Consider the following 22,486-nt stretch of genomic DNA (forward strand, 5'->3'; position numbering starts at 1 on the left):
CAAACATCTCGAGCCAGGGCAACGTGCACACCCGATCACGAGGAGGTTTGTCCGCCGTGCCGAAGATAGTGCACGCCGGACACTTTTAGGTTCTCTCCAGTCACGGCAGTTGACTGGAGGACTTTATGCGGCCGGCGCCGTTCGAGTACGTCGAACCGACGAGTGTCGCGGACGCCTGCGCCGAGCTGCACCGGCGCGCGGACGCCGCCGTGCTGGCCGGTGGGCAGAGCCTCATCGCTCAGCTAAACGCCCGCCAGCGCCGCCCGTCCGCGCTGGTGGGCCTGCGGCTGATCGACGAGCTGGCCACCGTGGCGGAGCGGGACGGCCGGCTGTGCATCGGCGCCTCGGTCACCCAGCGGGCGGTGCGCGGGGCGTCCGCCGCGCCGGGGGTGCTGGGCGAGGCGCTCGACCACGTCGGCCACGTGCCGACCCGCAACCGGGGCACCGTGGGCGGCAGCCTGGCCTTCGCCGACCCGACCGCCGAGCTGCCCGCCGTGCTGCTGGGCCTGGGCGGCTCGGTGTGCGTGCGGTCGGTGCGCGGGGAACGGGTGATCGAGGCCACCGAGCTGTTCACCGGTCCCTTCCGCACCGCGCTGCGGCCGGACGAGCTGCTCACCTCGGTCCGGCTGCCCCTGGCCGGGCCGGGCGAGCACTGGGTCTTCGAGCAGCGGCACTTCCGCCGGCACGCCAAGGTGTCCGTGGTCGCCGGGCTGCGCGACGGCCGGATGCGGGTGGCGGTTTCCGGGCTGGCCGACACCCCGCTGCTGGTCCAGGTGCTCGCCGAGGACGCGGACGGGCTGCCCGAGGCGCTGGCCGAACTGGTCACCCCGAACGCCGACCGGTACGGCTCGCCGGCCTACCGCGCCCGGCTGGCCGAGGTGGCGGCGCGGGCCGCGGTGCGCCGGCTGATCGACGAACTGGTCGCGGCATGAGCGGCTCGCGCGCGGTGACGGCCGTGAGCGTCACAGTCAATGGCGAGCGGGTGAGCGCACTGGTGGAGCCGCGCACGCTGCTGGTGGACTTCCTGCGCGAGTCGGCGCGGCTCACCGGCACGCACGCCGGTTGCCACCAGGGCTGGTGCGGCGCCTGCACGGTGCTGGTGGACGGCTGCTCGGCGCGGGCCTGCCTGACCCTGGCGGTGCAGGCGGACCGGGCGGAGATCACCACGGTCGAAGGGGTGGAGGACGCCGACGGTTCGCTTTCCGAGCTGCAGCGGGCGTTCATCGAGCACTCGGGCTTCCAGTGCGGGTTCTGCACCCCGGGGTTCGTGGTGCTGGGCACGGAGATCCTGGCCGAGGCGCGGGCCGGCGCCACGTTCACCCGGGAAGAGCTGAAGCGCCGGCTGGCCGCCAACATCTGCCGGTGCACCGGCTACGCGGGAATCCTGGACGCCCTCGAAGCCGCGCTGGAGCGGTTGTGACCGGGTATCTGGGCACCCCGGTGGAGTCCCGCAACGGCGCGCGGTTCGTGCGCGGCGCCGGCCGGTACACCGATGACGTGCACCTGCCCCGAGAGGCCACCCTGGCGGTGCTGCGCAGCCCGCACGCGCACGCGGAGATCGTCGCCGTGGACACCTCCGCCGCGCGCGAGCTGGACGGGGTCTACGCGGTGGCCACCGGTGCCGAGCTGTTCGAGCGGATCGCGCCGCAGCGCTACCTGTGGGACCTGCCGGGGCAGAAGGTGGGGCCGGGCCGGCCGCTGGCGGTGGACCGGGCCCGGCACGTCGGCGAGCCGGTCGCCGTCGTGGTGGCCCGCGACCAGTACGTCGCCGAGGACGCGTGCGAGCTGATCCGGGTGGACTACCGGCCGCTGCCGGTGGTCACCACGGTGGAAGCCGCGCTGGCGCCGGATGCCCCGCTGCTGCACCCGGACTGGGGCAGCAACGTGCAGGTCACCGCCGCCTGGCCGGTCACCCCGACCGCGTCCCCGCCGGGCGCCGAGCTGGGTGCCCGGCCCATGCCGGCCTCGCCGGGAATGCCGGAGCCGCCGGATGCCGCCGCCGCGCTGGCGGCGGCCCCGGTGGTGGTCGAGGAGACGTTCACCAGCGCGCGGATCATGGCCACGTCGCTGGAGGGGCGGGGCGTGGTCTGCGACTACGACCCGGCCGGGCCCAAGCTGACCGTCTACACCTCCACCCAGTCGCCGCACCAGGTCCGGGAGGGCATCGCGGCGATGCTCGGCATCCCGGAGACCCGGGTCCGGGTGGTCGCGCCCGACGTGGGCGGGGCGTTCGGCATGAAGGCCGTGCTCTACCCGGAGGAGGTGCTGGCCGCGTTTTTCGCGTTGGCGCTGCGCCGGCCGGTGCGGTTCGCCGAGCAGCGGGACGAGTCGTTCGTGGCCTCCACCCCGGCCCGGGCCCAGGAGATGCGCCTGTCCGTGGGGTTCACCGAGGACGGCGCGATCCTCGGCCTGCGCGCCCGCTACACGCTGGACCTGGGCAGCGCCCCGTCCACCTGCGGCGCGGGCACCGGCTGGGCCACCGGGGCGATGCTGTGCGGGCCGTACCGGGTGCCGGCGGTGGACATCCGGGCCACGGCGGTGGTCACCAACAAGACCCCGCTGGGCGCCTACCGGGGCTTCGGCCAGCCGGAGGCCAACTTCCCGATGGAGCGGCTGCTGGACATCGCCGCCCGCCGGCTGGGCCTCGACCCGGCCGAGCTGCGCCGGCGCAACCTGATCGAGGACTTCCCGTACACCAACGCCACCGGGCAGCTCATCGACAGCGGCGACTACCAGCGGATGCTTTCACTGCTGGAGCAGCGCCCGGCGTACCGGGAAGCGGTCGCGTTCCGCGACACGGCCCGCGCCGAGGGCCGCCGGGTGGGGCTCGGCCTGGCCTTCTACAACGAGTGCACCAACTTCGGCCCCTCCGGCGTGCTGCCGCTGATCGGGGTGACCACCGGCGGCTGGGACGCCACCACGGTGACCGTGGAGCCGGACGGCACGGTCCGGGTGGACAGCGGGCAGACCCCGATGGGGCAGGGCCTGGAGACCGCGTTCGCGCAGGCCGCCGCCGACGCGTTCGGGGTGTCCATGGACGACGTGACCGTGCGCTTCGGGGACACCGCGTCCAGCCACTACACGGCGTACGCCAGCGGGGCCAGCCGGGGCGCCGGGGTCGGCGGGTCCTCGCTGCTGGTCGCGGCGGGCAAGGCGGTGGAGAAGATGCGCCGGATCGCCGCGCACCTGCTGGAGGCCGACCCGGACGACGTGGAACGGGTGCCCGGCGCCGATGCTCGTTCCGCTGGCGCTTCTCCCGGTGGCTTCGCGGTACGTGGCGCGGCGACCCCGCCGGTCTCGTTGGCCGCCATCGCGTCGGCCGCCTACCAGGGCGGGAACCTGCCGGCCGGCATGGCGCCGGGCATTCAGGAGCTGGGAACCTTCGAACCGGCCGCGCTGGCCTTCTCCTACGGCGTGGTGGCCGCGCTGGTCGAGCTGGACGGGGACACCGGCCAGGTCACCGTGCGGCGGCTGGTCTTCGGCCACGACTGCGGCACCCAGCTGAACCCGCGCCTGGTCGAGGCGCAGGTGGTCGGCGGGGCGTTGCAGGGCCAGGGCGCCGCGCTGCTGGAGGAGCTGACCTACGACGAGGACGGGCAGCCCCGCGCCACCGCGTTCGCCGACTACCTGGTGCCGCTGGCCACCGAGATTCCCGAGCTGGACCTGTTCCACACCGAGACGCCGACCCCGTTCACCCTCAACGGCGCCAAGGGCGTCGGGGAGAGCGGGGTGATCGCCGCACCGGCGGCGATCGTGAACGCCGTCCAGGACGCGCTGCCCGCCGGCGCGGCCGAGCTCACCGCCATTCCGGTGCTGCCGGAGCGAATCCTTCACGCACTAGGAGAACTCTCATGACCAGCAAGATCGGGCTGCTGATGGGCAGCACCACCCCGCCGGAGAAGGTCGCCGAGGTGGCCCGGGAGGCCGAGGCCGCCGGGTTCGGCGAGCTGTGGGTGCCGGAGGACTACTTCTTCCTCGGCGGCATGGCCGCGTCGGCGATCGCCCTTGGTGCCACCGAGCGGATCAAGGTGGGCACCGCCGTGGTGTCCTCGGTGGTGCGCCACCCGGCGCTGCTGGCCATGGAGGCGTCCACCCTGGCCCGCGCCTATCCCGGCCGGTTCCGCGCCGGCATCGGGCACGGCGTGCCGGCCTGGACCGCGCAGATGGGGCTCACCGTGCCGAAGCCGATGAGCGCGCTGCGCGAGACCGTGACCGGCTTCCAGGCCCTGGTGTCCGGGCAGAAACACACCGCCGACGGGCTGGTGCACGGGTTCACCGAGGTGGCGCTGACCCACCCGCCGGCCGAGCCGGTGCCGGTCTACCTGGGGGTGCTGGGCGACAAGGGCATCGCGCTGGCCGGGGAGATGGCCGACGGCATGGTGGTCAGCGTGCTGGCCACGCCGGAGTACGTGGCCGCCACCCGGGAGAAGCTGGACAAGGCGGCCGCCTCCGCCGGCCGGGAGAAGCCCCAGCTGGTGGTGCTGGTGGCGGTGAACGTCGCCCGGGACGCCGCCACTGCGTCCATGACGGTTGAACAGATCAAGCCGGTGTTGGCCTTCTACCTGGCCGCGACCGGCCCGAACCCGCTGCTGGCCTCCATCGGCGGGAACGACGCGCTGGCCGAGATGCTGACCCGGGGCGGTCCCGAGGTGGTGCACGCCGAGATGCCCGACCAGTGGCTGCGGGCCATGTCGGTGACCGGCGGGACCGCCGATGCGCGGGTCGCGTTCCAGCGCTTCTTCGACGCCGGCGCGGACCGGGTCGTGGTGGTCCCGCTGGTGGATGCCGGGGCGGAGGAGTCCCTGGCCGCCGTGCGTGAGTTGTTGCCCGAGTTCTGAGCAGAGGAGCGCGAAAATGTCAGACCAGGACGCTGTACTGAAGGTGCACAACGGCTGGTTCGCCGCGAACGTGGGCCTGCACGCGGAGAACATGCTGCCCTACTTCCCGGAGGGAGATGGTTACCTTCAGTTCAACCTGAACGGATTCACCTACCACGGCGCCGCCGACAAGGCGAAGCTGTGGGACAACCTGAACAAGGTGGGCGTGAACATCACCCGGATCGCCGACGTGGGCGAGCCGGAGGTGCAGGTGTACGGGGACGTCGCGCTGCTCACCTCGGAGGGCGAGGCCGAGCTGCTGATGCCCGACGCCACCACCGGCAAGCTGGAGAACTCCGGGGTCACCCGGTTCCGCAACACCGAGTTCTACCGGCGGGACGACGGCGCCGGCGGCGCGGACTGGCGGATCTGGCACATGCACGTCAGCGAGAGCGCGCCCGAGGGCACGCCCAAGTACGTCACCGAGTGACGCGCGCACTGACGGCCCGGTCGGTGGACGGGCCGGCCGGGCACTTGGCGGTGACGGTCTCCGGTGACCTCGCGGCGGACGAGCCGGTGCTGCTGGTGCACCCGATCAACTCGGCGGCCGGGGTGTGGACCAGGGTGATGGCGCTGCTGGACCGGCCGGCGGTGGCCCTGGACCTGCGCGGGCACGGCCGCTCGGTGCTCAGCGGGCCGTACACGGTGGACGGGTACGCGGCCGACGCGCTGGCCGTGCTGGACGCGCTGGGCGTGCGCCGGGCGCACCTGGCCGGCGGTTCGCTGGGCGGCTCGATCAGCCTGGCGGTGGCCGCCGCGCGGCCGGAGCTGGCCACCGGGGTGACCACGTTCGGGTCCACCCTGGGCACCGGCGTGCCCGCTTCGGCGATCGAGGCGATGGTGGCCGAGCTGGTGGCCAAGGGCACCGAGCGGTACTTCGCCGACCTGGTGCCGGACATCGTGGGCGCGGCCTACCGGGCGAACGACGAGGTGCGCCGGGTGATGCGGGAGGCGGTCGGCACCCGCTCGGAGGCGGTGATCGCGGACATCCTGCGCGGCGCTTTCGACGCCGACATCCGGGCCGTCGCCGGCCGGGTCCGCGCGCCGGTGCACGCGGTGGGCGGCACCGAGGACCCCACGTGTCCGCCGGCCATGACCGAGGAGATCGCGGCCGCCACCGGCGGCCGGGTCACCCTGCTGGAGGGCATCGGGCACCTGCCGATGCTCGAAGTTCCCGGCCGGGTTGCCGAGTTGCTCCGGGAGGACCTTTCCAGATGACGTACTCCATCGTGGCGCGCGACCCGGACACCGGGGAGCTGGGCGTCGGCTCGCAGTCGCACTTCTTCGGGGTCGGCCGGCTGGTCGGCTGGGCCGAGGCCGGGGTGGGCGCGGCCGCCACCCAGGCCTTCGTGAACGTGGACTACGGCCCGGCGGCGGTGGCCGCCATGCGGGAAGGCCAGCCGCCGGACGTGATCGTGGACGCGCTCACCGGTGCCGACCCGCTCAGCCGCTACCGCCAGCTGGGCGTGGTCGACGCGACCGGCCGGGCCGCCACCTTCACCGGCGGCAGCTGCGCGCCGCATGCCGCCGGGCTGACCGGTGACGGGGTGGCGGTGCAGGGCAACATGCTGGCCGCCGCGTCCGTCGTGCCGGACATGCTGGCCGCGTACGAGGACGCGAAAGGCCCGCTGGCCGACCGGATGCTGGCCGCGATGCGGGCAGCCGAGGACGCCGGCGGGGACGTGCGCGGTTCCCAGTCGGCGGTGCTCAGCGTGGTCTCCGGGGTACGCGGCCCGACACCGTGGCGGCAGGTGCTGGTGGACCTGCGGGTGGACGACCATCCCGACCCGATCGGCGAGCTGGAGCGGTTGCTGCCCCGGCAGCGGGCGTTCGACGTGATCGGCGGGGTGATCTTCGAGGAAGGCCTGATGATCGGCCCCTACGCCGGGGTGACGCCGGAGGAGCTGGCTGCCAAGCTGGCCGGGCTGGCGGACGCCTCGGAGCTGCTGGGGCCGGACAACCGGGAGGCCGACTTCTGGCGCGCGGTGCTGCTGGCCCGTTCCGGCAGCGCGGACGAAGCGCGAACGCTGTTCGCGGACCTGTTCGCCTACCGGCCGGCGCTGCGCGAGTTCCTCGCCGGGATCGGCCCGCTCGGGTTCCTGCCCGGCACCAAGGAGTATCTGTGACCTCGGTGGATCTGGCGGCCGCCGCCCGCGCGGCGGTGGACACCCGGCGGTGCGTGGACCTCACCGCCGCGATGATCCAGTGCGACACCCGCAACCCGCCGGGCGACGAGAGCCCGATCCTGCCGCTGCTCACCGACGTGCTGCGCGGCCTCGGCGGCCGGCCGGAGGTGTTCGAGCCCGCGCCGGGGCGGGTCTCCCTGCTGGCCCGGGTCGGCACCGGGGACCGGCCCGGGCTGCTGGTCAACGGGCACGTCGACGTGGTGCCGGTGGTCGCGGAGGACTGGACCGTCCCGCCGTTCGGGGGAGTCCGGCGGGACGGCCGGCTCTACGGGCGCGGCGCGTGCGACATGAAGGGCGGCATCGCGGCGGCCATCGAAGGGCTGCGGGCCTGCCAGGACGTCGGGGTCCCGCCCGCCTGCGACGTGCTGTTCCACCTGGTCGCGGACGAGGAGACGGGCGGTCGGTGGGGCACCGAGGCCCTGCTGCACGCCGGGCTCATCTCCGGCGTGGCGGGCGCCATCGTGCCGGAGCCCAGCGAGCTGGGCGTGTGCGTGGCCGAGCGCGGCGCGCTGCTCGCCGAGATCACCGTGGCCGGCCGGGCCGCGCACGGCAGCGACCCGGCGCGGGGCCACTCGGCCATCGCGGACGCCGCGCGCCTGGTGTCCGGGCTGCACCTGGCCGACTTCGGCGACCCGGCGCACCGGCTGCTCGGCACGCCCACCTGCAACGTCGGCGTGATCTCCGGCGGCACCGCGCCGAATATCGTGGCCAGTGCTTGCGCCCTGCGCGTGGACCGGCGGACCCTGCCCGGGCAGACCCGCGAGCAGGCCGTCCTTGCGCTGAGGGAGGTGCTTGATCGCACTGGCGTGGTCTACGAGCTGGAGGTGCTGACCTTCGTGGAGGGCTCCGAGCTGCCCGGCGCGGGTGGCCACCCCTTCGCGGAGTTCGTGCGCGCCTGCGGCGGCGGCCCCGAGCGGGGCCTCTACCTGGCCACCGACGCCCGGTTCCTGCGCAACCAGCTGGACATCCCCACCGTGGTCTACGGCCCCGGCTCGATGACCGTCGCCCACACCGCCGACGAGTACGTGCCCATCCCCGACCTCACCTCCGCCGCCCGCACCTTCGCAACGGCATTCGCCACCTTCACCGGCTGAGCAACACCACGCATGCGTGGTGAGCCCCCGCACCACCGCCGCGCGGGGCGATTGACCGTGATCTGTCTGGGCGCCCCCGGTTTGCGTGGGGCTGGGTTTACCGATGGCTTGGACGGCGCCGCTTGGGCCGGTCTGCCGCGGCTCGGCTGCCGCTGGTGGCGTTTCGCGGAGGTTGTCTCATCACTGCGTCACGGTGTGTGACGGGTGCATGGGCTCCCGATCCCGTCACTTCGTCGACGTCGAAAAGCGCTTGTCGAGCCAGTCTTCATCGTCGCCTCACTGGTGTTACGGTCCGTGACCAACGCCGGGATCCACCCGGAAAACGGGCCGGCGGGACTCGATGCCGCGGCAGACAGGGATGCCGCCGGTGTGGCACTCGCGAGTGGAATGAGAATGGTGCCGCTGGTCGCGTTCACCGGGGTGATCGCTGATCCTGGCGGCTCAGCCGCGATTTCGAGGCTGAGCTGTCACGGCTGGCGATCAAGCCGGGGCCAGGGCCGCTGACCCGAAGGGTCAAACATGCCACACCAGTACATGCGCCCCGCCCGTACTTATTCTCGGATCAGAGCAGCGCAACTGCGCGGTCCAAGCCGTCGGTAAACCCAGGTCCTACTCAAACCGGCGGCACTCGTGCCGGGGTCGCGATCAGAGACCTTTTCCCATGATCAAATGTCTCTGGTCGCGACCTCGGTGATTCGCGGCCGTGCGGTTGGACTACCCGCGGTCGACCGGCGAGCACCCGCCAAGCTCATCGAAGGAGCCGTCGTCCAGGCCGCTGTTGCATATTTCCACGCAGAGCCATGGCTCTGGGAGCACGGGTGCAACATGTGCTCCGGGTGGTTGAACGGTGTGCGAGCTGGTCGGGAGGGTGGCGTGGCGAGGTATGTCGGGGTGGGGGACGTCGATCACCTGGTGCGGGGGGCGGCCGTGCTGGGCAGTGGAGGGGGCGGGGACGGGTACGTGCCTCGGCAGATGCTGCTGGCCGCGATCGAGCGGTACGGGCCGGTACCGTTGGTGGACGCCGCCGAGATGGACGCGGACGCACCGGTGCTGCCGGTGATCGGGGCGGGCGCCCCGGCCACGCTGGTCGAGATGTTCCCCGGCGATGCGGAGAGCGAGCGGCTGCGCGAGCTGGTGGAGACCGCCGCCGGGCGGCCGTGCGAGGCGGTGCTGCCGCTCCAGCCGGGACCGGTGAACGCGGCCCTGCCGCTGGTGGTGGCCGCCCAGCTAGGGTTGCCGTGCCTGGACGCGGACGCGATGTGTCGGGTGTTCCCGATGGTGGAGATGACGCTGTTCACGCTGGCCGGCATCTCCCCGGCGCCGCTGTTCGCGGTGGACGCCAAGGACGCGCGCGTGATGCTCTCCGCCCCCGACCACCGCACGGTCTCCGCGCTGCTGCGCAGCTGCCTGCCCGAACTCAGCCTGGTCGCGCTGATCAGCACCTACCAGGTGACCGCCGGCCAGTGCGCGCGGTACGCCGCCAACGGCGGGCTGAGCCGCTGCCTGCGCATCGGCCGGGCGCTCACCGAGTCGCTTACCGAATCGCTCACCGGATCGCTCGCCGAGCCGCTCGCCGGGTTGTCCGCCGAGTCGCTGGCCGAGTTCGGCGGGGTGCCGCTGGTGCGTGGCGTGGTCGCGGAGCTGGTGCAGCGCTCCGACCCGACCGGCACCGACGGGTTCCCGCGCGGGGTGCTGAGCGTCCAGTCGCTGGACGACCCGAGCCGGGTGCTGAGGGTGGACTTCCAGAACGAGAACCTGGTGGCCGCCGAGGACGGCGTGGTCCGGGTGACCGTGCCGGACCTGATCAACGTGATCGACACGGACACCGGGGCGGTGATGCAGACCGTGGACCTGGTGGTCGGCCAGCGGGTCCATGTGGTCGCCATGCCCGCCGACCCGCGCTGGCACACCGACGACGGTATCGCGCTGGCCGGCCCCCGGGCGTTCGGCTACGACATCGAACCGGTGCGCGTGTGAGCGCCCTGGGCATCGACCTCGCTCCGGAGCGGGCCACCGCCGTGCTGCTGCCCGGCGACGGCGGTCCGCCGGTTCGGCGCGAGCTGCCGGGCGAGGCGAGTGTGTCCGACCTGGTCACCGGCCTGGCCGATCCGGCGACCCTGGCCGGGATCGAGCGGGTCGTGGTGGCGGCTGCGTTGCCTGTGAGTGATTTGTGTGGCTATGGCCACACAAATCACTCACAGGCGCAGCGGGTTGGCGTGCTGCGCATCGGCGCCCCCGCGACCACCTCGGTGCCGCCGATGACCGGCTGGCCGGCGGAGCTGGCCGCCCGGGTCGCCGGCCCGGTGGCGGTGGTACGCGGGGGGCACCGGTACGACGGCATGGAGTTCGGCCCGCTGGACGAACCGGCGGTCCGGGAGTTCGCGGCCACCTGCCGCGCGGCCGGCGTCGGTGCGGTCGCGGTGACCGGCACCGACGCGCACATCAACCCGGCGCACGAACAGCGCGCGCTGAGCCTGCTGTCCGAGCTCCTGGACGTCCCGGTGATCACCAGCCACGAGTCCGGTGGCGCCGGGCTGCTGGAGCGGGAGAACACCACGGTGCTCAACGCGGCCGCCGCGCCGGGCGCGCGGCGGCTGGTGGAGGAGTTCGGCCGCTCGCTGGCCGGCGCGGGCATCGACGCCGACCTCTACCTCATGGGCGGCACCGGCACCGTGCTGCCGGCCGCCCGCGCCGCCCGGCAGCCGCTGCACATGCTGGACGCCTCGCACGGCGCCGCCCGGGCCGGCGCGGCCCACCTGACCGGCGAGGCCGACCTGGTTGTCGTGGACGCCGGGGCGGTCGGCGTGCGGCTGTCCGCGCAGGTCGACGGGCTGCCCCGGGAGAGCGGGCTGCCCCTGGAGGTGTGCGGGGTGCGCACCAGCCTGCGGCCGATCCGGGTGGTCGACGTCCCCGGGGCGCCGGTCGGCCGAGCGGCTGGCTCTCGGCCGGAGTCGGCCCGCCCACCCGGTGCGCGGGCGGCCGGGGTGTCGAGGGCCGGGCTGCCCGGTGCGCGGGCGGCCGGGGTGCGGGGGGCCGGGCTGCCCGGTGTGCGGTCGGCCGGGGTGCCGGGTGCCGGGCTGCGGGATGCGCTGGACCGGGTCGCGGCCGGGCTGGACGGGGTGCCCGTGGTGGTGGTCGGCGGCGGCGCCGGCGCGCTGGCGGTGCCCGGGGTGGAGCCGGTAAGACCGGCTCACGCGCGGTTCGCGGCCGCGTTCGGCGCGGCCGGCGGGCGGGCCGCCGCGACGGTGGACCGGCTGTTCTGGTTTGGTTCGGGCAGCCGGGAGGAATGTGTTGCGCTGGCGCGGCGGATCGCGCGGGAGGCGGCGATCCGGTCCGGCGCGGACCCGGCGCGGGTTCGGGTGGGCGAGGTGCGGGAGGCGCTGATGACCTACGTCCCGGTGCGCTGCGTGCGCCTGCGGGTGACCGCCACCGGCCCCCTGCTGTCGTCGCGCGGCCGATGAGCACTGTCACGCTCGGGCAGCTGCTCGGCATGGGGCTGCTCACCGGGTACGAGGTGTTCGGCGGCGCGGCCGGCCTGGACCGGCCGGTGCGCATGGTGGTGCCGGGGGCGGGCGTGGCCGGCATCGGCGAGCTGAGCCCGGGCAGCGTGGTGGTGTTCGGACCCGAACAGCTGGTGCTGGACGAGCTGGCCGCCGACCTGGCGCTGCGCCTCGGCCGGGGCGCCGGGCTGTCCGGGATCATCGCGCAGCGCCCGGACCGCCCGGTGCCGCTGGTGACCAGGAGGCTCGCGGACAAGCTGGCCCTCCCGCTGGTCGGCGTGGAGGCGGTGGCCCCGGCCGCCGTGGCGGCCACCTTCGACCCGTACGTGCGGGCGCCGGAGATCGCCGGGCTGCGCATCCTCGGTACCACCGCGCAGCGCTTCCAGACCGCGCCGACCAGCGCCGAGGAGCTGACCCGGACGCTCGCCCAGACCCTGGGCGGGCCGGTCGCGCTGGTGGACGCGGAGTCCCGCCCGGTGGCCGGCGACCCGGCGGCCCGCGAGCCGTTGCACCGGCCGGAGATCCGCGCCCGGTTGGCCGGTGGCCGGCCGGCCGCCGAGACCTTCCCGCTGGGCTCCTCGGACGTGGTTCTGCTGCACCCGGTGCTGCTGGACCGCGCCGGACCGGCCAGCTTCTGGCTGGTCGCCCGGCTGAGCACGGCCACCGGGGCGCTACTGGAACCGCTGCGCCAGTCGTTGGCCATCGCCGCGCTGTCCTTCGCGGTGTACGTGGCCGGCAACACGGCGGCGCTGGAGCGGGAGAGCCGCCAGCGCGCGCTGCTGCTCGGCGAGATCCTGGACCAGGGCGACTCGCCGGCGCCGAGGACCGTGGAGCGGGCCGCCGCGCTGGGCTGGCGGCTGGCCGGGTGGCACACCGCCGTACAGCTGGCGGTGCGCGAGTCGCGTCCCGGCACCCGGCCGGCCGAGCTGGTGGAGGAGCTGGAGGAACAGCTGTCCGGCGGCGGGATCCGGGCGCGCCTGGTGGAGCGCCCGGACGGCTGGGCGTTCTGGACCACCGCCGAATCCGAGCCGGAGGCGCTGGACCCCGGCCCGCTGCTGGCCGCCGTGCGGTCCGCGCTGCTCGCGGTGGAGGCGGCGCACCGGGGCCTGGCGCTGTGCGCCGGGGTGGGCGGTGCGCACCCGGGCACGGCGGGCATCCAGCGTTCGCTGGAGGAGGCCCGCCAGGCGTGCCTGCTGGCCCGCACCGAGCACGGCGCGGCCTCGGTGGAGCACCTGGACGCGGTGAGCATGAAACGGCTGCTGGTGGGCTGGTACGCGTCCGGCACGCTGCGCTCGGTGGCGGCGGAGGTCCTCACCCCGCTGCGCGAGGCCGACCCGTCCGGGGAGCTGGTGCGCACCCTGCGCCGGTACCTGGACCAGGAGTCCTCGGCGACCGAGACGGCGGCGTTGCTCGGCGTGCACCGCAACACCGTGATGCAGCGCCTGGACCGGATCCGCAAACTCCTCCCGGTGAACCTGGACGACCCCGACGACCGCGTGGTGGTGCACCTCGCCGTCCGGGCCGTCGGCGTCGACTGGACCTGAGCCACCCACCCCCCGGCGAGTCGGGGATTCGTGCACGGTGAGTCGGGGATTCAGGTACGGGACCGGCCGGTCTGAACCGCGAGCGACAGTGGGCATACTGCCCAGCTAGATTGCCGAAACAGGGCGGTGTGCCCACTGACGGGCGCTGTCGGGGTTCCTAGCCTCTGAACGCATGACGCTGCTGGACGAGCGCCCGGCCGCGCCCGAGCGGGGCGAGCCGGCCGTTGTGACGCTGCTCGGCCTGCTGGCCGGCGCACACCGGTTCGACGTGCTCGCCGCCCCGCGTGGCCTGGACGTCCCGGTCACCGGGGTGACCATCTGGGACGCCCACGCTCCGGACCGGCTCTGCCGGGGCGACCTGGTGCTGGCCCCCGACGCCGCCCGCCCGGACCTGCTGCTGCCCGAGGCCGGCCGGGCCGGCGTGTCCGCCGTGCTGGTCAAGGGCGTCGACGATCTGCCGGCGTGGCGGGAGCTGGCCGAGCACGCCCGGGTGGCGCTGCTGCTCGCCGCCGGCGAGCTGTGCTGGGACGACATCTGCCTCACGGCCCGCGCGCTGCTCCCGGCGGCCCGGCTCACCGCGCCGGCCGAGCGGCCGCACGAGCCCGGGCGGCTTTTCGAGCTGGCCGAGGCGGCGGCGGTCGCCCTGCGCGCGCCGGTGCTGATCACCGATGCCGAGCTGCGGGTGCTCGCGTTCGCCCACCGGGACCAGCCGCTGGACCCGCTGCGGGTGAAGACCATCCTGGCCCGGCGGGTGCCCGAGTCCGGGCGCGACTGGTTGACCCGCACCGGCGAGCTGGCCCGGTTGCGCCACACCCGCGAGCCGGTACGGCTGACCCCGCCCGGCGGGAGTCCCCGGCTGGTCGCGCCGGTGCTGGCCCGTGACTCGGTGGTGGGCTACGTCAGTGTGGCCGAGGCGGACCGGCTGCTCTCCGCCGAGGAGCTCGCCGTCGCGGCGGACGTGGCGGCCTCGGCGGCGCCGGCATTCCTGCCGGATCCCCCGGCGGCGGCGCCGGACGAGGATCTGCTGGTCAGCCGGTTGCTGCGCGGCGTACTCGCCGGCCGTGGCGCGCTGCGTCCGCTCACCGAACGGCTGCGTCCGGCCCGCTCCGGGCGGAGAGTGACCGCGGCCGGCCGGACCGGGTGCGACGGGACCGCTGCCGGCCGGACCGAGGGACCGGCGACCGCGGAAGCGGCCGGCGAGTGGTTCCTGATCGGCTTCGGGGGTTCGTCGGACCTGCCCGATCACGGCCTGCTGGCCCGGTGCGCCAGGCTGACCTGTCCCGGTGCCACGGCGGTGGGGTTGGACGGCCGGGTGTTCGTGCTGGCCGGGTACCCGGGCCCGGCCGGAGCGGTGCGGCTGGCCGAGCGCCTGCGCAGCCGGTACGCCGAGTTCGGAGGCCCCGGCCTGGCGACCTGCCTGAGCGAGCCGTTCGGCCCGGACGGCGACCCGGCCTCCCTAAGCCGGGACCTGGCCCGCGCCCTGGACCTGCCCCCCGACGGGATCGGCCGGCTCGAGGAGCTGCGCCCCCGCCTGGTGCTGGCCGAGTTGGCCGAGCTGACCGCCGACCACCCGAACCTGCTGGCCAGCGGGCCGCTGGCCAGCCTGCGCCGGGCCGACGCCGCGCGCTACACCGACCACCTGGACACGCTGCTGGCGTTCTTCGACGCGGGCGCGGACCTGGGCGCCGCGGCCAAACGGCTGTGCATCCACCGCAACACGCTGCGCTACCGGATGCGCCGGATCGAGACGCTCGGCGGTTTCGACCTCGCCGACCCCGTGGCGCGGTTCACGACGGAGCTCCAGGTCAGGTTGGCTCGCGCAACAGCACGGTGAGCTGACCCCGGAACACGCACTCGTCGCCCCGGTTCAGCGTGGCCAGGATGTCCGCGACGCCCAGGCTCGGGTCGTCCCTGGACCGCCGGGCACCGAGCACGCCGGCGCGGGCGGCCAGCGCGTCGCCCGGGTAGACCGGGGCCGGCCAGCTGAACGAGTTGGCGCCCCCGGTGCGCAGCGCCGGGGTGTCGTTCACCACACCGGATACCCACGCGCGCAGCCACAGCGACGCGGTGAACAGCCCGGATGCGGTTGGCCGCTCGGCCAGGTGGATCGGCTGCGGGTCGAACCGGCGGGCGTAGTCGAGCATCTCGTCCCGGTCGGCGGTGACCGTGCCGAGTTCGAACACCCGGCCGCCGGTGAAGTCGCCGAAGGTGAGCCCCGTCATACCCCGGATCGTGCCACGCCCGGCCGGTCAGCCCCGCAGCACGGCCAGCGACGGCGCGTGCAGCGGGCCGTTGGACGACATGCCGCTGCCGCCGGTGAAGCCGTCCGCGCCGGTCAGGTCGGTGAACCGGCCGCCGGCCTCGGTGACCACCAGCTGCACGGCGGCCAGGTCCCAGGCGTTGGCCTCGGCGTCGATGGCCACGTCGATGGCGCCCTCGGCGACCAGCATGTGCTGCCAGAAGTCGCCGAACGCCCGCACCACCCAGCAGCGGGCCACCAGGTCCAGGTACCGGTCCAGCTCGCCGCGCTCGGCCCAGCTGCTCAGCTCGGTGGTGGACAGGCAGGCGTCGGCCAGCTCGTGTACCCCGGAGACGGCCAGCCGCCGGGGCTCCCCGCCCGAGGCGTCGGACGCCCACGCTCCGCCGCCGGCCGAGGCCCACCAGCGGCGGCCCAGCGCCGGCGCGCTCACCACGCCGACCACCGGGTCGCCGTCCGAGACCAGCGCGATCAGGCTGGCCCACACCGGGACGCCCCGGGAGTAGTTCTTGGTGCCGTCGATCGGGTCGATGACCCAGCCCCGGCCGGCGTCCACCGAACCGCCGCGCTCCTCGCCGACGACCGCGTGGCCGGGGCGCTCGGCGGCGAGCACGGCGCGCAGCGCGTCCTCGGTCGCGGTGTCCGCGTCGGTCACCGGCGTGCGGTCGGGCTTGCGGTCCACCCGCAGGTCGGCGGCCCGGAACCGGGCCAGGGTGATCCCGTCGGCGCGATCGGCCAGGCGCAACGCGAGGGCCAGATCTGCCTTCCACCCGCCCGCCTCCCCGTCGCACTGACTCATGGCGCGCCGGTACCGGCCGGGACCGGCTTCTGCCGGCCGTCCTCGTGCGGGAACACGAACCGGCGGAACGCCCACCAGCGGAACACCATGCCCACCAGCACGCCGATGATCTGCCCGGACACGAAGTCGGCCAGGTGCTCGGTGAACAAGGTCACCGCCGGCACCCGCAGGTCCAGCACGTACCGGGAGATGAACAGCGGCGCGGAGTACACGGCCACGCCGATCCCGCTGATCAGCAGGTACAGCACCGCCTCGTGGTGGCGCTCCCGGCCGCCCCGGGTGCGGAACGACCACTCCCGGTTGAGCATGTAGGACGCGATGGTGGCGACCACCACGGAGATCACCTTGGCGGTGACCGGCTTGGGCTCCAGGATCGTGCTCTTCAGCAGCAGGAAGATGGCGGTGTCGATCACCCAGGTGGTCCCGCCGACCAGACCGAACTTCACCATTTCCCGGTGCCGGATCGCCACGTCGCGGTACGGCTGGGGGATCCAGCTGAGCACCGTTTCGACCACCGTCACGCGGCCCAGTTTATTGACCTGTGATCCCGAGGCATGCGCCCGCCTGTACATAGCCCTCTGAGCTGGGGAGTTATCCTCTTCTACCCGTGAGCACCCGTATCCCGGTAGTCGGCATGGTCGGAGCCGGGCAGTTGGCCCGGATGACCCACCAGGCGGCGATCGCACTGGGGCAGTCGTTGCGCGTGCTCGCGGTGTCCGCCGACGACCCGGCGGCCGTGGTCGCGCCGAACGTGGTGTTCGGGCAGCCGGACGACCCGGCGGCCCTCGCCGAGTTCCTCAAGGGCTGCGACGCGGTCACCTTCGACCACGAGGGCGTGCCCGCCGAGCCGTTGGCCTCGCTGGCCGCCCAGCTGGAGGTGCCGCTGCGCCCGTCGCCGGCGGCACTGGTGCACGCGCAGGACAAGCTGGTGATGCGCGAGCGGCTGTCCGCGCTGGGCGTGCCCTGCCCGCCGTTCCGGGCCATCAGCTCGCCGCGCGAGGTGAACGAGTTCGCCGCCCGGCACGGCTGGCCGGTGGTGCTCAAGGCGCGCACCGGCGGCTACGACGGACGCGGCATCTGGATGCTGGACGACCCGCTGCACGCCGCGCCGATCCTGGCCGAGACGCTCGCCGCCGGCACGCCGTTGCTGGTCGAGCAGCGGGTGAAGATGCGCCGCGAGCTGGCCGCACTGGTCGCCCGCTCGCCGTTCGGCCAGGGCGCGGCCTGGCCGGTGGTGCACACCGTGCAGGACAACGGGATCTGCGTGCAGGTGATCGCCCCCGCGCCCGGGCTCACCCCGGCGCGGGCCGAGGCGGCGCAGCGGCTGGCGTTGCGGGTGGCCGAGGAGCTGGACGTGGTCGGCCTGCTCGCCGTCGAGCTGTTCGAGATCGACGAGCCGGGCCCGGACGGCACCGGCCTGCTGGTGAACGAGCTGGCCATGCGCCCGCACAACTCCGGCCACTGGACCATCGAGGGCTCGGTGACCTCCCAGTTCGAGCAGCACGTGCGGGCCGTGCTGGACTACCCGCTGGGGTCCACCGCGCCGAGGGCGCCGGTCACCGTGATGGCCAACGTGCTGGGGGGCGACCCGGTCCCGGAGATGGGCCTGGACGAGCGGGTGCACCACCTGTTCGCCCGTTTCCCGGACGTCAAGGTGCACCTGTACGGCAAGGCGGAACGGCCGGGCCGGAAGATCGGCCACGTGACGGTTCTGGGCGAAGAGGTGGCACCGGTGCGCCGCCGCGCCGCGCTGGCCGCCGACTGGCTCTCCCGAGCGGTGTGGCGCGACGGCTGGCACTGAAGAGGAAGACAAGGAGCAGGGAAAGTGAGTTCCCCGGAGTCGCCGCTGGTCGGCGTGATCATGGGCAGCGACTCGGACTGGCCGGTGATGTCGGCCGCCGCCGAGGCGCTGGCCGAGTTCGAGGTGCCGCACGAGGTCGCCGTGGTGTCCGCGCACCGCACCCCCGGCCGGATGCTGGACTATGCCCGCCAGGCCGCCGACCGGGGCCTGCAGGTGATCATCGCGGGCGCCGGGGGAGCGGCCCACCTGCCCGGCATGGTGGCCAGCGCGACCCCGCTGCCGGTGATCGGCGTCCCGGTCCCGCTGGCCCACCTGGACGGCATGGACTCGCTCCTGTCGATCGTCCAGATGCCCGCCGGCGTACCCGTCGCCTGCGTCTCGATCGGCGGCGCCCGCAACGCCGGCCTGCTGGCGGTCCGCCTCCTGGGCGCCGCCGACCCCGAGCTACGCACCCGCATGCTCACCTACCAGGCCGACCTGGAACGCCTGGTCCTCACCAAGGACGCCGCCCTCCGCGCCTCTCTCACCGACTAACCCACCCACCGACGGGGGTCGCTCGCACACACCGAACGCGGGTGTGACCGGGGACGGGGTCCCTGAGAAACCGCGTTGCGGGGGTTCCTCGGCCGCACGTACGGTGGCGGTACACAGGAGAGGAGGTGGTCCAGCGGTGTATTGCCATAGGACTTGTGAGGTGGCTGTCCGCTAGCACCGAGAATCCTGACGGTCGATGGAAGCCGGTTCGGTGCCGGCAATTCCCGACAGTCACCCGACCCCCGGGGTCCAAGCCGTCGTCCAGCTTGGTCACGCGATGTGCGTGAAACCGCCCCGGGGGTCGTCTCGTTTCCCGGCCCGTCACCCGACAGTGTGGTGCGAGGCCGGGGGGCGGTCCTACCCGTACGGATGTCGTCCCTGGGCGCGGGCCGCCGACCAGGGCTAACATCCCGATCTGTGAACGACGCGTTCGATGCTTACCAGCTGCCCGAAGAGCACCAGGAGCTCCGCGCCGCGGTCCGCGCGCTCGCCGAGAAGGAGATCGCGCCGCACGCGGCCGAGGTCGACGAGGAGTCGCGCTTCCCCACGGAGGCTCTCAAGGCGCTGACCGCCGCCGGCTTCCACGCGGTATTCCTGCCGGAGAAATACGGCGGTGACGGCGCGGACGCGATCGCCGGGTGCATCGTGATCGAAGAGGTGGCCCGCGTCTGCGGCAGCTCCTCGCTCATCCCCGGGGTGAACAAGCTGGGCTCGATGCCGGTCCTGCTGTCCGGGTCGGACGAGCTCTGCCAGCAGGTCATGCCGTCCATCGCCCGGGGCGAGGCGATGATCTCCTACGCGCTGTCCGAGCGGGAGTCGGGTTCGGACGCGGTGGCGATGAAGACCAAGGCGCGCCTGGACGGCGACCACTGGGTGCTCAACGGCGGGAAGGCCTGGATCACCAACGCGGGCATCTCCAAGTGGTACACGGTGTTCGCCGTGACCGACCCGGACAAGGGCGCCAACGGGGTCTCCGCGTTCGTGGTGCACGCCGACGACCCGGGCTTCGAGGTGGGCAACAAGGAACGCAAGCTGGGCATCAAGGGCTCGCCCACCTGCGAGATCTACTTCACCGACTGCACCGTTCCGGCCGACCGGATCATCGGCGAGCCGGGCACCGGCTTCAAGACCGCGATGCGCACCTTCGACCACACCCGGCCGACCATCGGCGCGCAGGCGGTGGGCCTCGCGCAGGGCGCGCTGGACGCCTCGGTGGCCTACGTGAAGGAGCGCAAGCAGTTCGGCAAGGCCATCGGCGAGTTCCAGGGCGTCCAGTTCATGCTGGCCGACATGGCGATGAAGGTGGAGGCCGCCCGGCAGATGACCTACGTCGCCGCCGCCAAGGTGGAGCGCGGCGAGCCGGACATGACGTTCTTCGCCAGTGCCGCCAAGTGCTACGCCTCGGACGTGGCCATGGAGGTCACCGTGGATGCGGTGCAGCTGTTCGGCGGGGCCGGCTACACCCGGGACTTCCCGGTGGAGCGCATGATGCGCGACGCCAAGATCACCCAGATCTACGAGGGCACCAACCAGATCCAGCGCATGGTGATGGCCAGGGCACTGCTGCGCCGCTAGACGCTAGAGCAGCGTGAACCCGATCAGGTTGGACATCGCCCAGATGCACACCCAGGTGACCAGCGGGAACCACACGAGCAGGATCAGCACCAGGGCGACCCAGGTGGACTTCCCGCCGCCGTGCGGGCGCATAGCCAGGCTGTAGAGCGCGAGGGCGGGGAAACCGCACATCGCGCCCCAGACGATCATCCCGATCACGCCGACCAGGGTTTGCCAGAACGGCACGCCGCTCACAGCACCCCCTTCCGCCCCGGGGAACCATCTTTCCACGGCCGGGCGCGCCAAGTGGTCATTCTTTAGCGGGAGCTAACCCTCCAGCGAACGGCCGGGGGTGTGCCCGAAGGTCGCGCGGAAGGTGTCGATGAACGCGCTCGCGGTGGACCAGCCGCAGCGGTGCGCGACGGTGGTCACCGGGGTCCGGTCGGCCAGCAGGATCAGCGCCCGGTGCAGCCGCAGCTGGGTGCGCCACTGCGGGAAGGTCATGCCCAGCTCGGCGCGGAACAGCCGGGACAGCGTCCGGTCGCTCGCGCCCACCCGGCCGCCCAGCTCGGCCAGCGGCCTCGGGTCGGCCGGGTCGGCGTGCAGCAGCGCGCACACCGCGACCAGCCGGGGATCGCGCGGGGTCGGCAGCCGCACCGGCTCGCGCGGTGACTGCCGCAGCTGGTCGAGCAGCACCGCGCGCAGCCGGCGCCGCTCCGCGCTGGTGTCCTCCGGGTCGCGGGTGTACGCGATGATCAGCTCGCGCAGCAGCGGGCCGACCGCGAGCACCGCCGGCGCGTCCAGCCGCAGCGGGTTGTCGCCGGCCGGCAGGCCGACCATGTGCAGGTCGGTCCGGCCGTAGGCACGGTGCTCGTGCACGGCGCCGGCGGGCACCCAGATCGCCCGGGTGGCCGGCGCGATCCAGCGCCCCTGGTCGGTGGTCACCGACAGCACCCCTCGGGCCGCGTAGACGATCTGGTTGTCGTCGTGGCGGTGCGCGTCGATCTCGTCGCCGGCGGCGAGTGTCCTCAGCGCGGTGGCGGCGACCGGGGCGTGGCGGATTTTCGACATCGATTGGCAGATTATCGGAAGCCGCCAACCCGGGTGGCGGCCGAAGCTGGAGCTCATGACGGACCGTCGCACCCCGACCGTGCTGCTCGCCGTAGGACACGGCAGCGTGGACATCTACCAGGGCATCGTGCCGGTGATGGTGCCCTTCCTGGTCGCCGAACGCCACTACGACTACCTCGCGGTGACCGGGTTCGTGCTCGCCGCGAACGTGCTGAACTCGCTGGTCCAGCCGCTGTTCGGGCTGCTCAACGACCGCTGGGAGATGCGCTGGCTGATCCCGGCGAGCACGCTGCTGGCCGGCATCGGGGTCGCGCTGGTCGGGTTCGCCCAGTGGTACCCGCTGTCGCTGGCGGTGATCGCGCTGTCCGGGGTCGGGGTGGCCGCGTACCACCCGGCGGCCGCCCGGATGGCCCGCTCGGTGACCGGTGGTGACCACGTGCGGATGAGCTGGTTCTCGCTGGGCGGCAACATCGGTTTCGCGCTGGCCCCGGCACTGGTGACCCCGCTGCTCGCGTTCGGCGGCCTGGCCGCCGCGCCGGTGCTGGTGCTGCCGGCGCTGGTCGGCACGCTGGTCACCCTGCCGCTGCTGGGCCGGCGGGCGGCCGCCGAGCGGCGCGCCGCGTCGGCGAAGGCCCGCGTCACCGCCGGGGACAACTGGCCGGAGTTCGGCGTGCTCACCCTGATCATCGTGCTGCGCTCGATGGCCTACCTGGGGCTGAGCACCTTCCTCGCGCTGTTCGTGTTCCAACGGGTCGGCAACTCCCCGCTGGTCGGCGGGATCGCGCTGTTCGTGCTGTACGCGAGTGGCGCGGTGGGCACCTGGCTGGGCGGCAAGCTGGCCGCGCGGTTCGGCCGGCTGCCGGTGATGCGGGTGTCCTACGCGGTGTCCGCGCTGGCCCTGGCCGGCGTCGCGTTCGTGCCCGGGCCCGCGCTACTGGCTTTCGTCGCGTTGGCCGCGTTGTCTTCGTATGCGCCGTTCTCCCTGCACATCACGCTGGGACAGGACTACCTGCCGAGCCGGATCGGCACGGCGAGCGGGGTCACCCTGGGCCTGGCCGTGAGCGTCGGCGGGATGTTCGCCCCCGCACTCGGTGCCCTGGCCGGGGCCACCTCACTGCAGACCACGCTCGCCTGCCTGATCGTGCTACCCGTGCTCGGAGCCCTGCTGGCCCTGCGCCTGCGCGACCCCCGCCCCCGCCCGCCGATTCAGTCACTTCAGCAGGTCGGTTCAGTCAACACTGTTGACTGAATCAGGGTGCTGAAGTGACT

21 protein-coding genes are annotated in these 22,486 nt (G+C 73.7%); 16 read left to right on the top strand and 5 right to left on the bottom strand.

Annotated features, from left to right (window positions below):
• Window positions 1-125 precede the first annotated feature (125 nt).
• From ABEB12_RS08035 to ABEB12_RS08090, 12 genes are all read left to right on the top strand, one after another.
• Window positions 126-932: an FAD binding domain-containing protein gene (locus tag ABEB12_RS08035; RefSeq protein WP_185064285.1), complete on the top strand. Its 807-nt coding sequence runs from the start codon at window positions 126-128 to the stop codon at window positions 930-932.
• A gap of 23 nt (window positions 933-955) precedes the next feature.
• Window positions 956-1,420, top strand: coding sequence for a (2Fe-2S)-binding protein (locus ABEB12_RS08040; RefSeq protein WP_345702657.1), 465 nt, complete (start codon window positions 956-958; stop codon window positions 1,418-1,420).
• The gene (locus ABEB12_RS08045) at window positions 1,417-3,855 is read left to right on the top strand and encodes a molybdopterin cofactor-binding domain-containing protein (protein WP_221498513.1); all 2,439 of its coding nucleotides are present in this window, start codon (window positions 1,417-1,419) and stop codon (window positions 3,853-3,855) included. The genes ABEB12_RS08040 and ABEB12_RS08045 overlap by 4 nt, the downstream gene beginning before the upstream one ends.
• Window positions 3,852-4,838, top strand: a complete 987-nt coding sequence (locus ABEB12_RS08050) for an LLM class flavin-dependent oxidoreductase (RefSeq protein WP_185064287.1) — start codon at window positions 3,852-3,854, stop codon at window positions 4,836-4,838. Before ABEB12_RS08045 ends, ABEB12_RS08050 begins: the two co-directional genes overlap by 4 nt.
• Window positions 4,839-4,854: 16 nt before the next feature.
• Window positions 4,855-5,307 carry a nuclear transport factor 2 family protein gene (locus ABEB12_RS08055; RefSeq protein ID WP_185064288.1) on the top strand — a complete coding sequence of 151 codons (453 nt, stop codon included), beginning with the start codon at window positions 4,855-4,857 and terminating at the stop codon, window positions 5,305-5,307.
• A complete protein-coding gene (locus ABEB12_RS08060; RefSeq protein ID WP_345702658.1) occupies window positions 5,304-6,095 on the top strand; it encodes an alpha/beta fold hydrolase in 792 nt (263 codons plus the stop codon). The genes ABEB12_RS08055 and ABEB12_RS08060 overlap by 4 nt, the downstream gene beginning before the upstream one ends.
• Window positions 6,092-7,003, top strand: a complete 912-nt coding sequence (locus ABEB12_RS08065) for a DUF1028 domain-containing protein (protein WP_185064289.1) — start codon at window positions 6,092-6,094, stop codon at window positions 7,001-7,003. The genes ABEB12_RS08060 and ABEB12_RS08065 overlap by 4 nt, the downstream gene beginning before the upstream one ends.
• Window positions 7,000-8,157: a M20 family metallopeptidase gene (locus ABEB12_RS08070; protein ID WP_345702659.1), complete on the top strand. Its 1,158-nt coding sequence runs from the start codon at window positions 7,000-7,002 to the stop codon at window positions 8,155-8,157. Before ABEB12_RS08065 ends, ABEB12_RS08070 begins: the two co-directional genes overlap by 4 nt.
• An 873-nt stretch (window positions 8,158-9,030) precedes the next feature.
• Window positions 9,031-10,134 carry an S-methyl thiohydantoin desulfurase domain-containing protein gene (locus ABEB12_RS08075; RefSeq protein ID WP_221498514.1) on the top strand — a complete coding sequence of 368 codons (1,104 nt, stop codon included), beginning with the start codon at window positions 9,031-9,033 and terminating at the stop codon, window positions 10,132-10,134.
• Window positions 10,131-11,618 carry a hydantoinase/oxoprolinase N-terminal domain-containing protein gene (locus ABEB12_RS08080; protein ID WP_185064291.1) on the top strand — a complete coding sequence of 496 codons (1,488 nt, stop codon included), beginning with the start codon at window positions 10,131-10,133 and terminating at the stop codon, window positions 11,616-11,618. Before ABEB12_RS08075 ends, ABEB12_RS08080 begins: the two co-directional genes overlap by 4 nt.
• A complete protein-coding gene (locus ABEB12_RS08085) occupies window positions 11,615-13,201 on the top strand; it encodes a helix-turn-helix domain-containing protein (protein WP_185064292.1) in 1,587 nt (528 codons plus the stop codon). Before ABEB12_RS08080 ends, ABEB12_RS08085 begins: the two co-directional genes overlap by 4 nt.
• Before the next feature lie 172 nt (window positions 13,202-13,373).
• Window positions 13,374-15,035: a helix-turn-helix domain-containing protein gene (locus ABEB12_RS08090; protein WP_185064293.1), complete on the top strand. Its 1,662-nt coding sequence runs from the start codon at window positions 13,374-13,376 to the stop codon at window positions 15,033-15,035.
• On the opposite strand, the gene ABEB12_RS08095 is transcribed toward ABEB12_RS08090, so the two are convergent.
• From ABEB12_RS08095 to ABEB12_RS08105, 3 genes are read right to left on the bottom strand one after another with little or no spacing between them, the layout of a single operon-like run.
• Window positions 15,007-15,423 (bottom strand): MaoC/PaaZ C-terminal domain-containing protein, encoded by a 417-nt coding sequence (locus ABEB12_RS08095; protein WP_185064294.1) that lies wholly within the window; start codon window positions 15,421-15,423, stop codon window positions 15,007-15,009. The two genes, ABEB12_RS08090 and ABEB12_RS08095, sit on opposite strands and share 29 nt — an antisense overlap.
• A gap of 27 nt (window positions 15,424-15,450) precedes the next feature.
• Window positions 15,451-16,257: a histidinol-phosphatase gene (gene hisN / locus ABEB12_RS08100; protein ID WP_185064295.1), complete on the bottom strand. Its 807-nt coding sequence runs from the start codon at window positions 16,255-16,257 to the stop codon at window positions 15,451-15,453.
• The gene (locus ABEB12_RS08105; RefSeq protein WP_185064296.1) at window positions 16,254-16,778 is read right to left on the bottom strand and encodes a GtrA family protein; all 525 of its coding nucleotides are present in this window, start codon (window positions 16,776-16,778) and stop codon (window positions 16,254-16,256) included. Before ABEB12_RS08105 ends, hisN begins: the two co-directional genes overlap by 4 nt.
• Before the next feature lie 86 nt (window positions 16,779-16,864).
• Here ABEB12_RS08105 and ABEB12_RS08110 point away from each other — a divergent pair, with 86 nt between their 5' ends.
• From ABEB12_RS08110 to ABEB12_RS08120, 3 genes are all read left to right on the top strand, one after another.
• Window positions 16,865-18,058, top strand: a complete 1,194-nt coding sequence (locus tag ABEB12_RS08110) for a 5-(carboxyamino)imidazole ribonucleotide synthase (protein WP_345702660.1) — start codon at window positions 16,865-16,867, stop codon at window positions 18,056-18,058.
• Between the two features lie 60 nt (window positions 18,059-18,118).
• Window positions 18,119-18,592 carry a 5-(carboxyamino)imidazole ribonucleotide mutase gene (gene purE, locus ABEB12_RS08115; protein ID WP_185064712.1) on the top strand — a complete coding sequence of 158 codons (474 nt, stop codon included), beginning with the start codon at window positions 18,119-18,121 and terminating at the stop codon, window positions 18,590-18,592.
• 417 nt (window positions 18,593-19,009) lie between these two features.
• Window positions 19,010-20,167: an acyl-CoA dehydrogenase family protein gene (locus tag ABEB12_RS08120; protein ID WP_345702661.1), complete on the top strand. Its 1,158-nt coding sequence runs from the start codon at window positions 19,010-19,012 to the stop codon at window positions 20,165-20,167.
• A gap of 3 nt (window positions 20,168-20,170) precedes the next feature.
• On the opposite strand, the gene ABEB12_RS08125 is transcribed toward ABEB12_RS08120, so the two are convergent.
• Both ABEB12_RS08125 and ABEB12_RS08130 read right to left on the bottom strand, forming a co-directional pair.
• Entirely contained in the window at window positions 20,171-20,401 is a 231-nt protein-coding gene (locus tag ABEB12_RS08125) for a hypothetical protein (RefSeq protein WP_185064298.1), read from the bottom strand.
• Between the two features lie 72 nt (window positions 20,402-20,473).
• The gene (locus ABEB12_RS08130) at window positions 20,474-21,217 is read right to left on the bottom strand and encodes a helix-turn-helix domain-containing protein (RefSeq protein WP_185064299.1); all 744 of its coding nucleotides are present in this window, start codon (window positions 21,215-21,217) and stop codon (window positions 20,474-20,476) included.
• Between the two features lie 55 nt (window positions 21,218-21,272).
• On the opposite strand from ABEB12_RS08130, the gene ABEB12_RS08135 reads away from it, so the two are divergent.
• On the top strand, window positions 21,273-22,466 hold the full coding sequence (locus ABEB12_RS08135) for an MFS transporter (RefSeq protein WP_185064300.1): 1,194 nt from the start codon (window positions 21,273-21,275) through the stop codon (window positions 22,464-22,466).
• The last annotated feature ends 20 nt before the right edge of the window (window positions 22,467-22,486 follow it).

The sequence above is a fragment of the Actinospineispora eucalypti genome (assembly GCF_039543365.1).
In the GTDB taxonomy this organism is placed as follows: Bacteria; Actinomycetota; Actinomycetes; order Mycobacteriales; family Pseudonocardiaceae; genus Pseudonocardia; species Pseudonocardia eucalypti.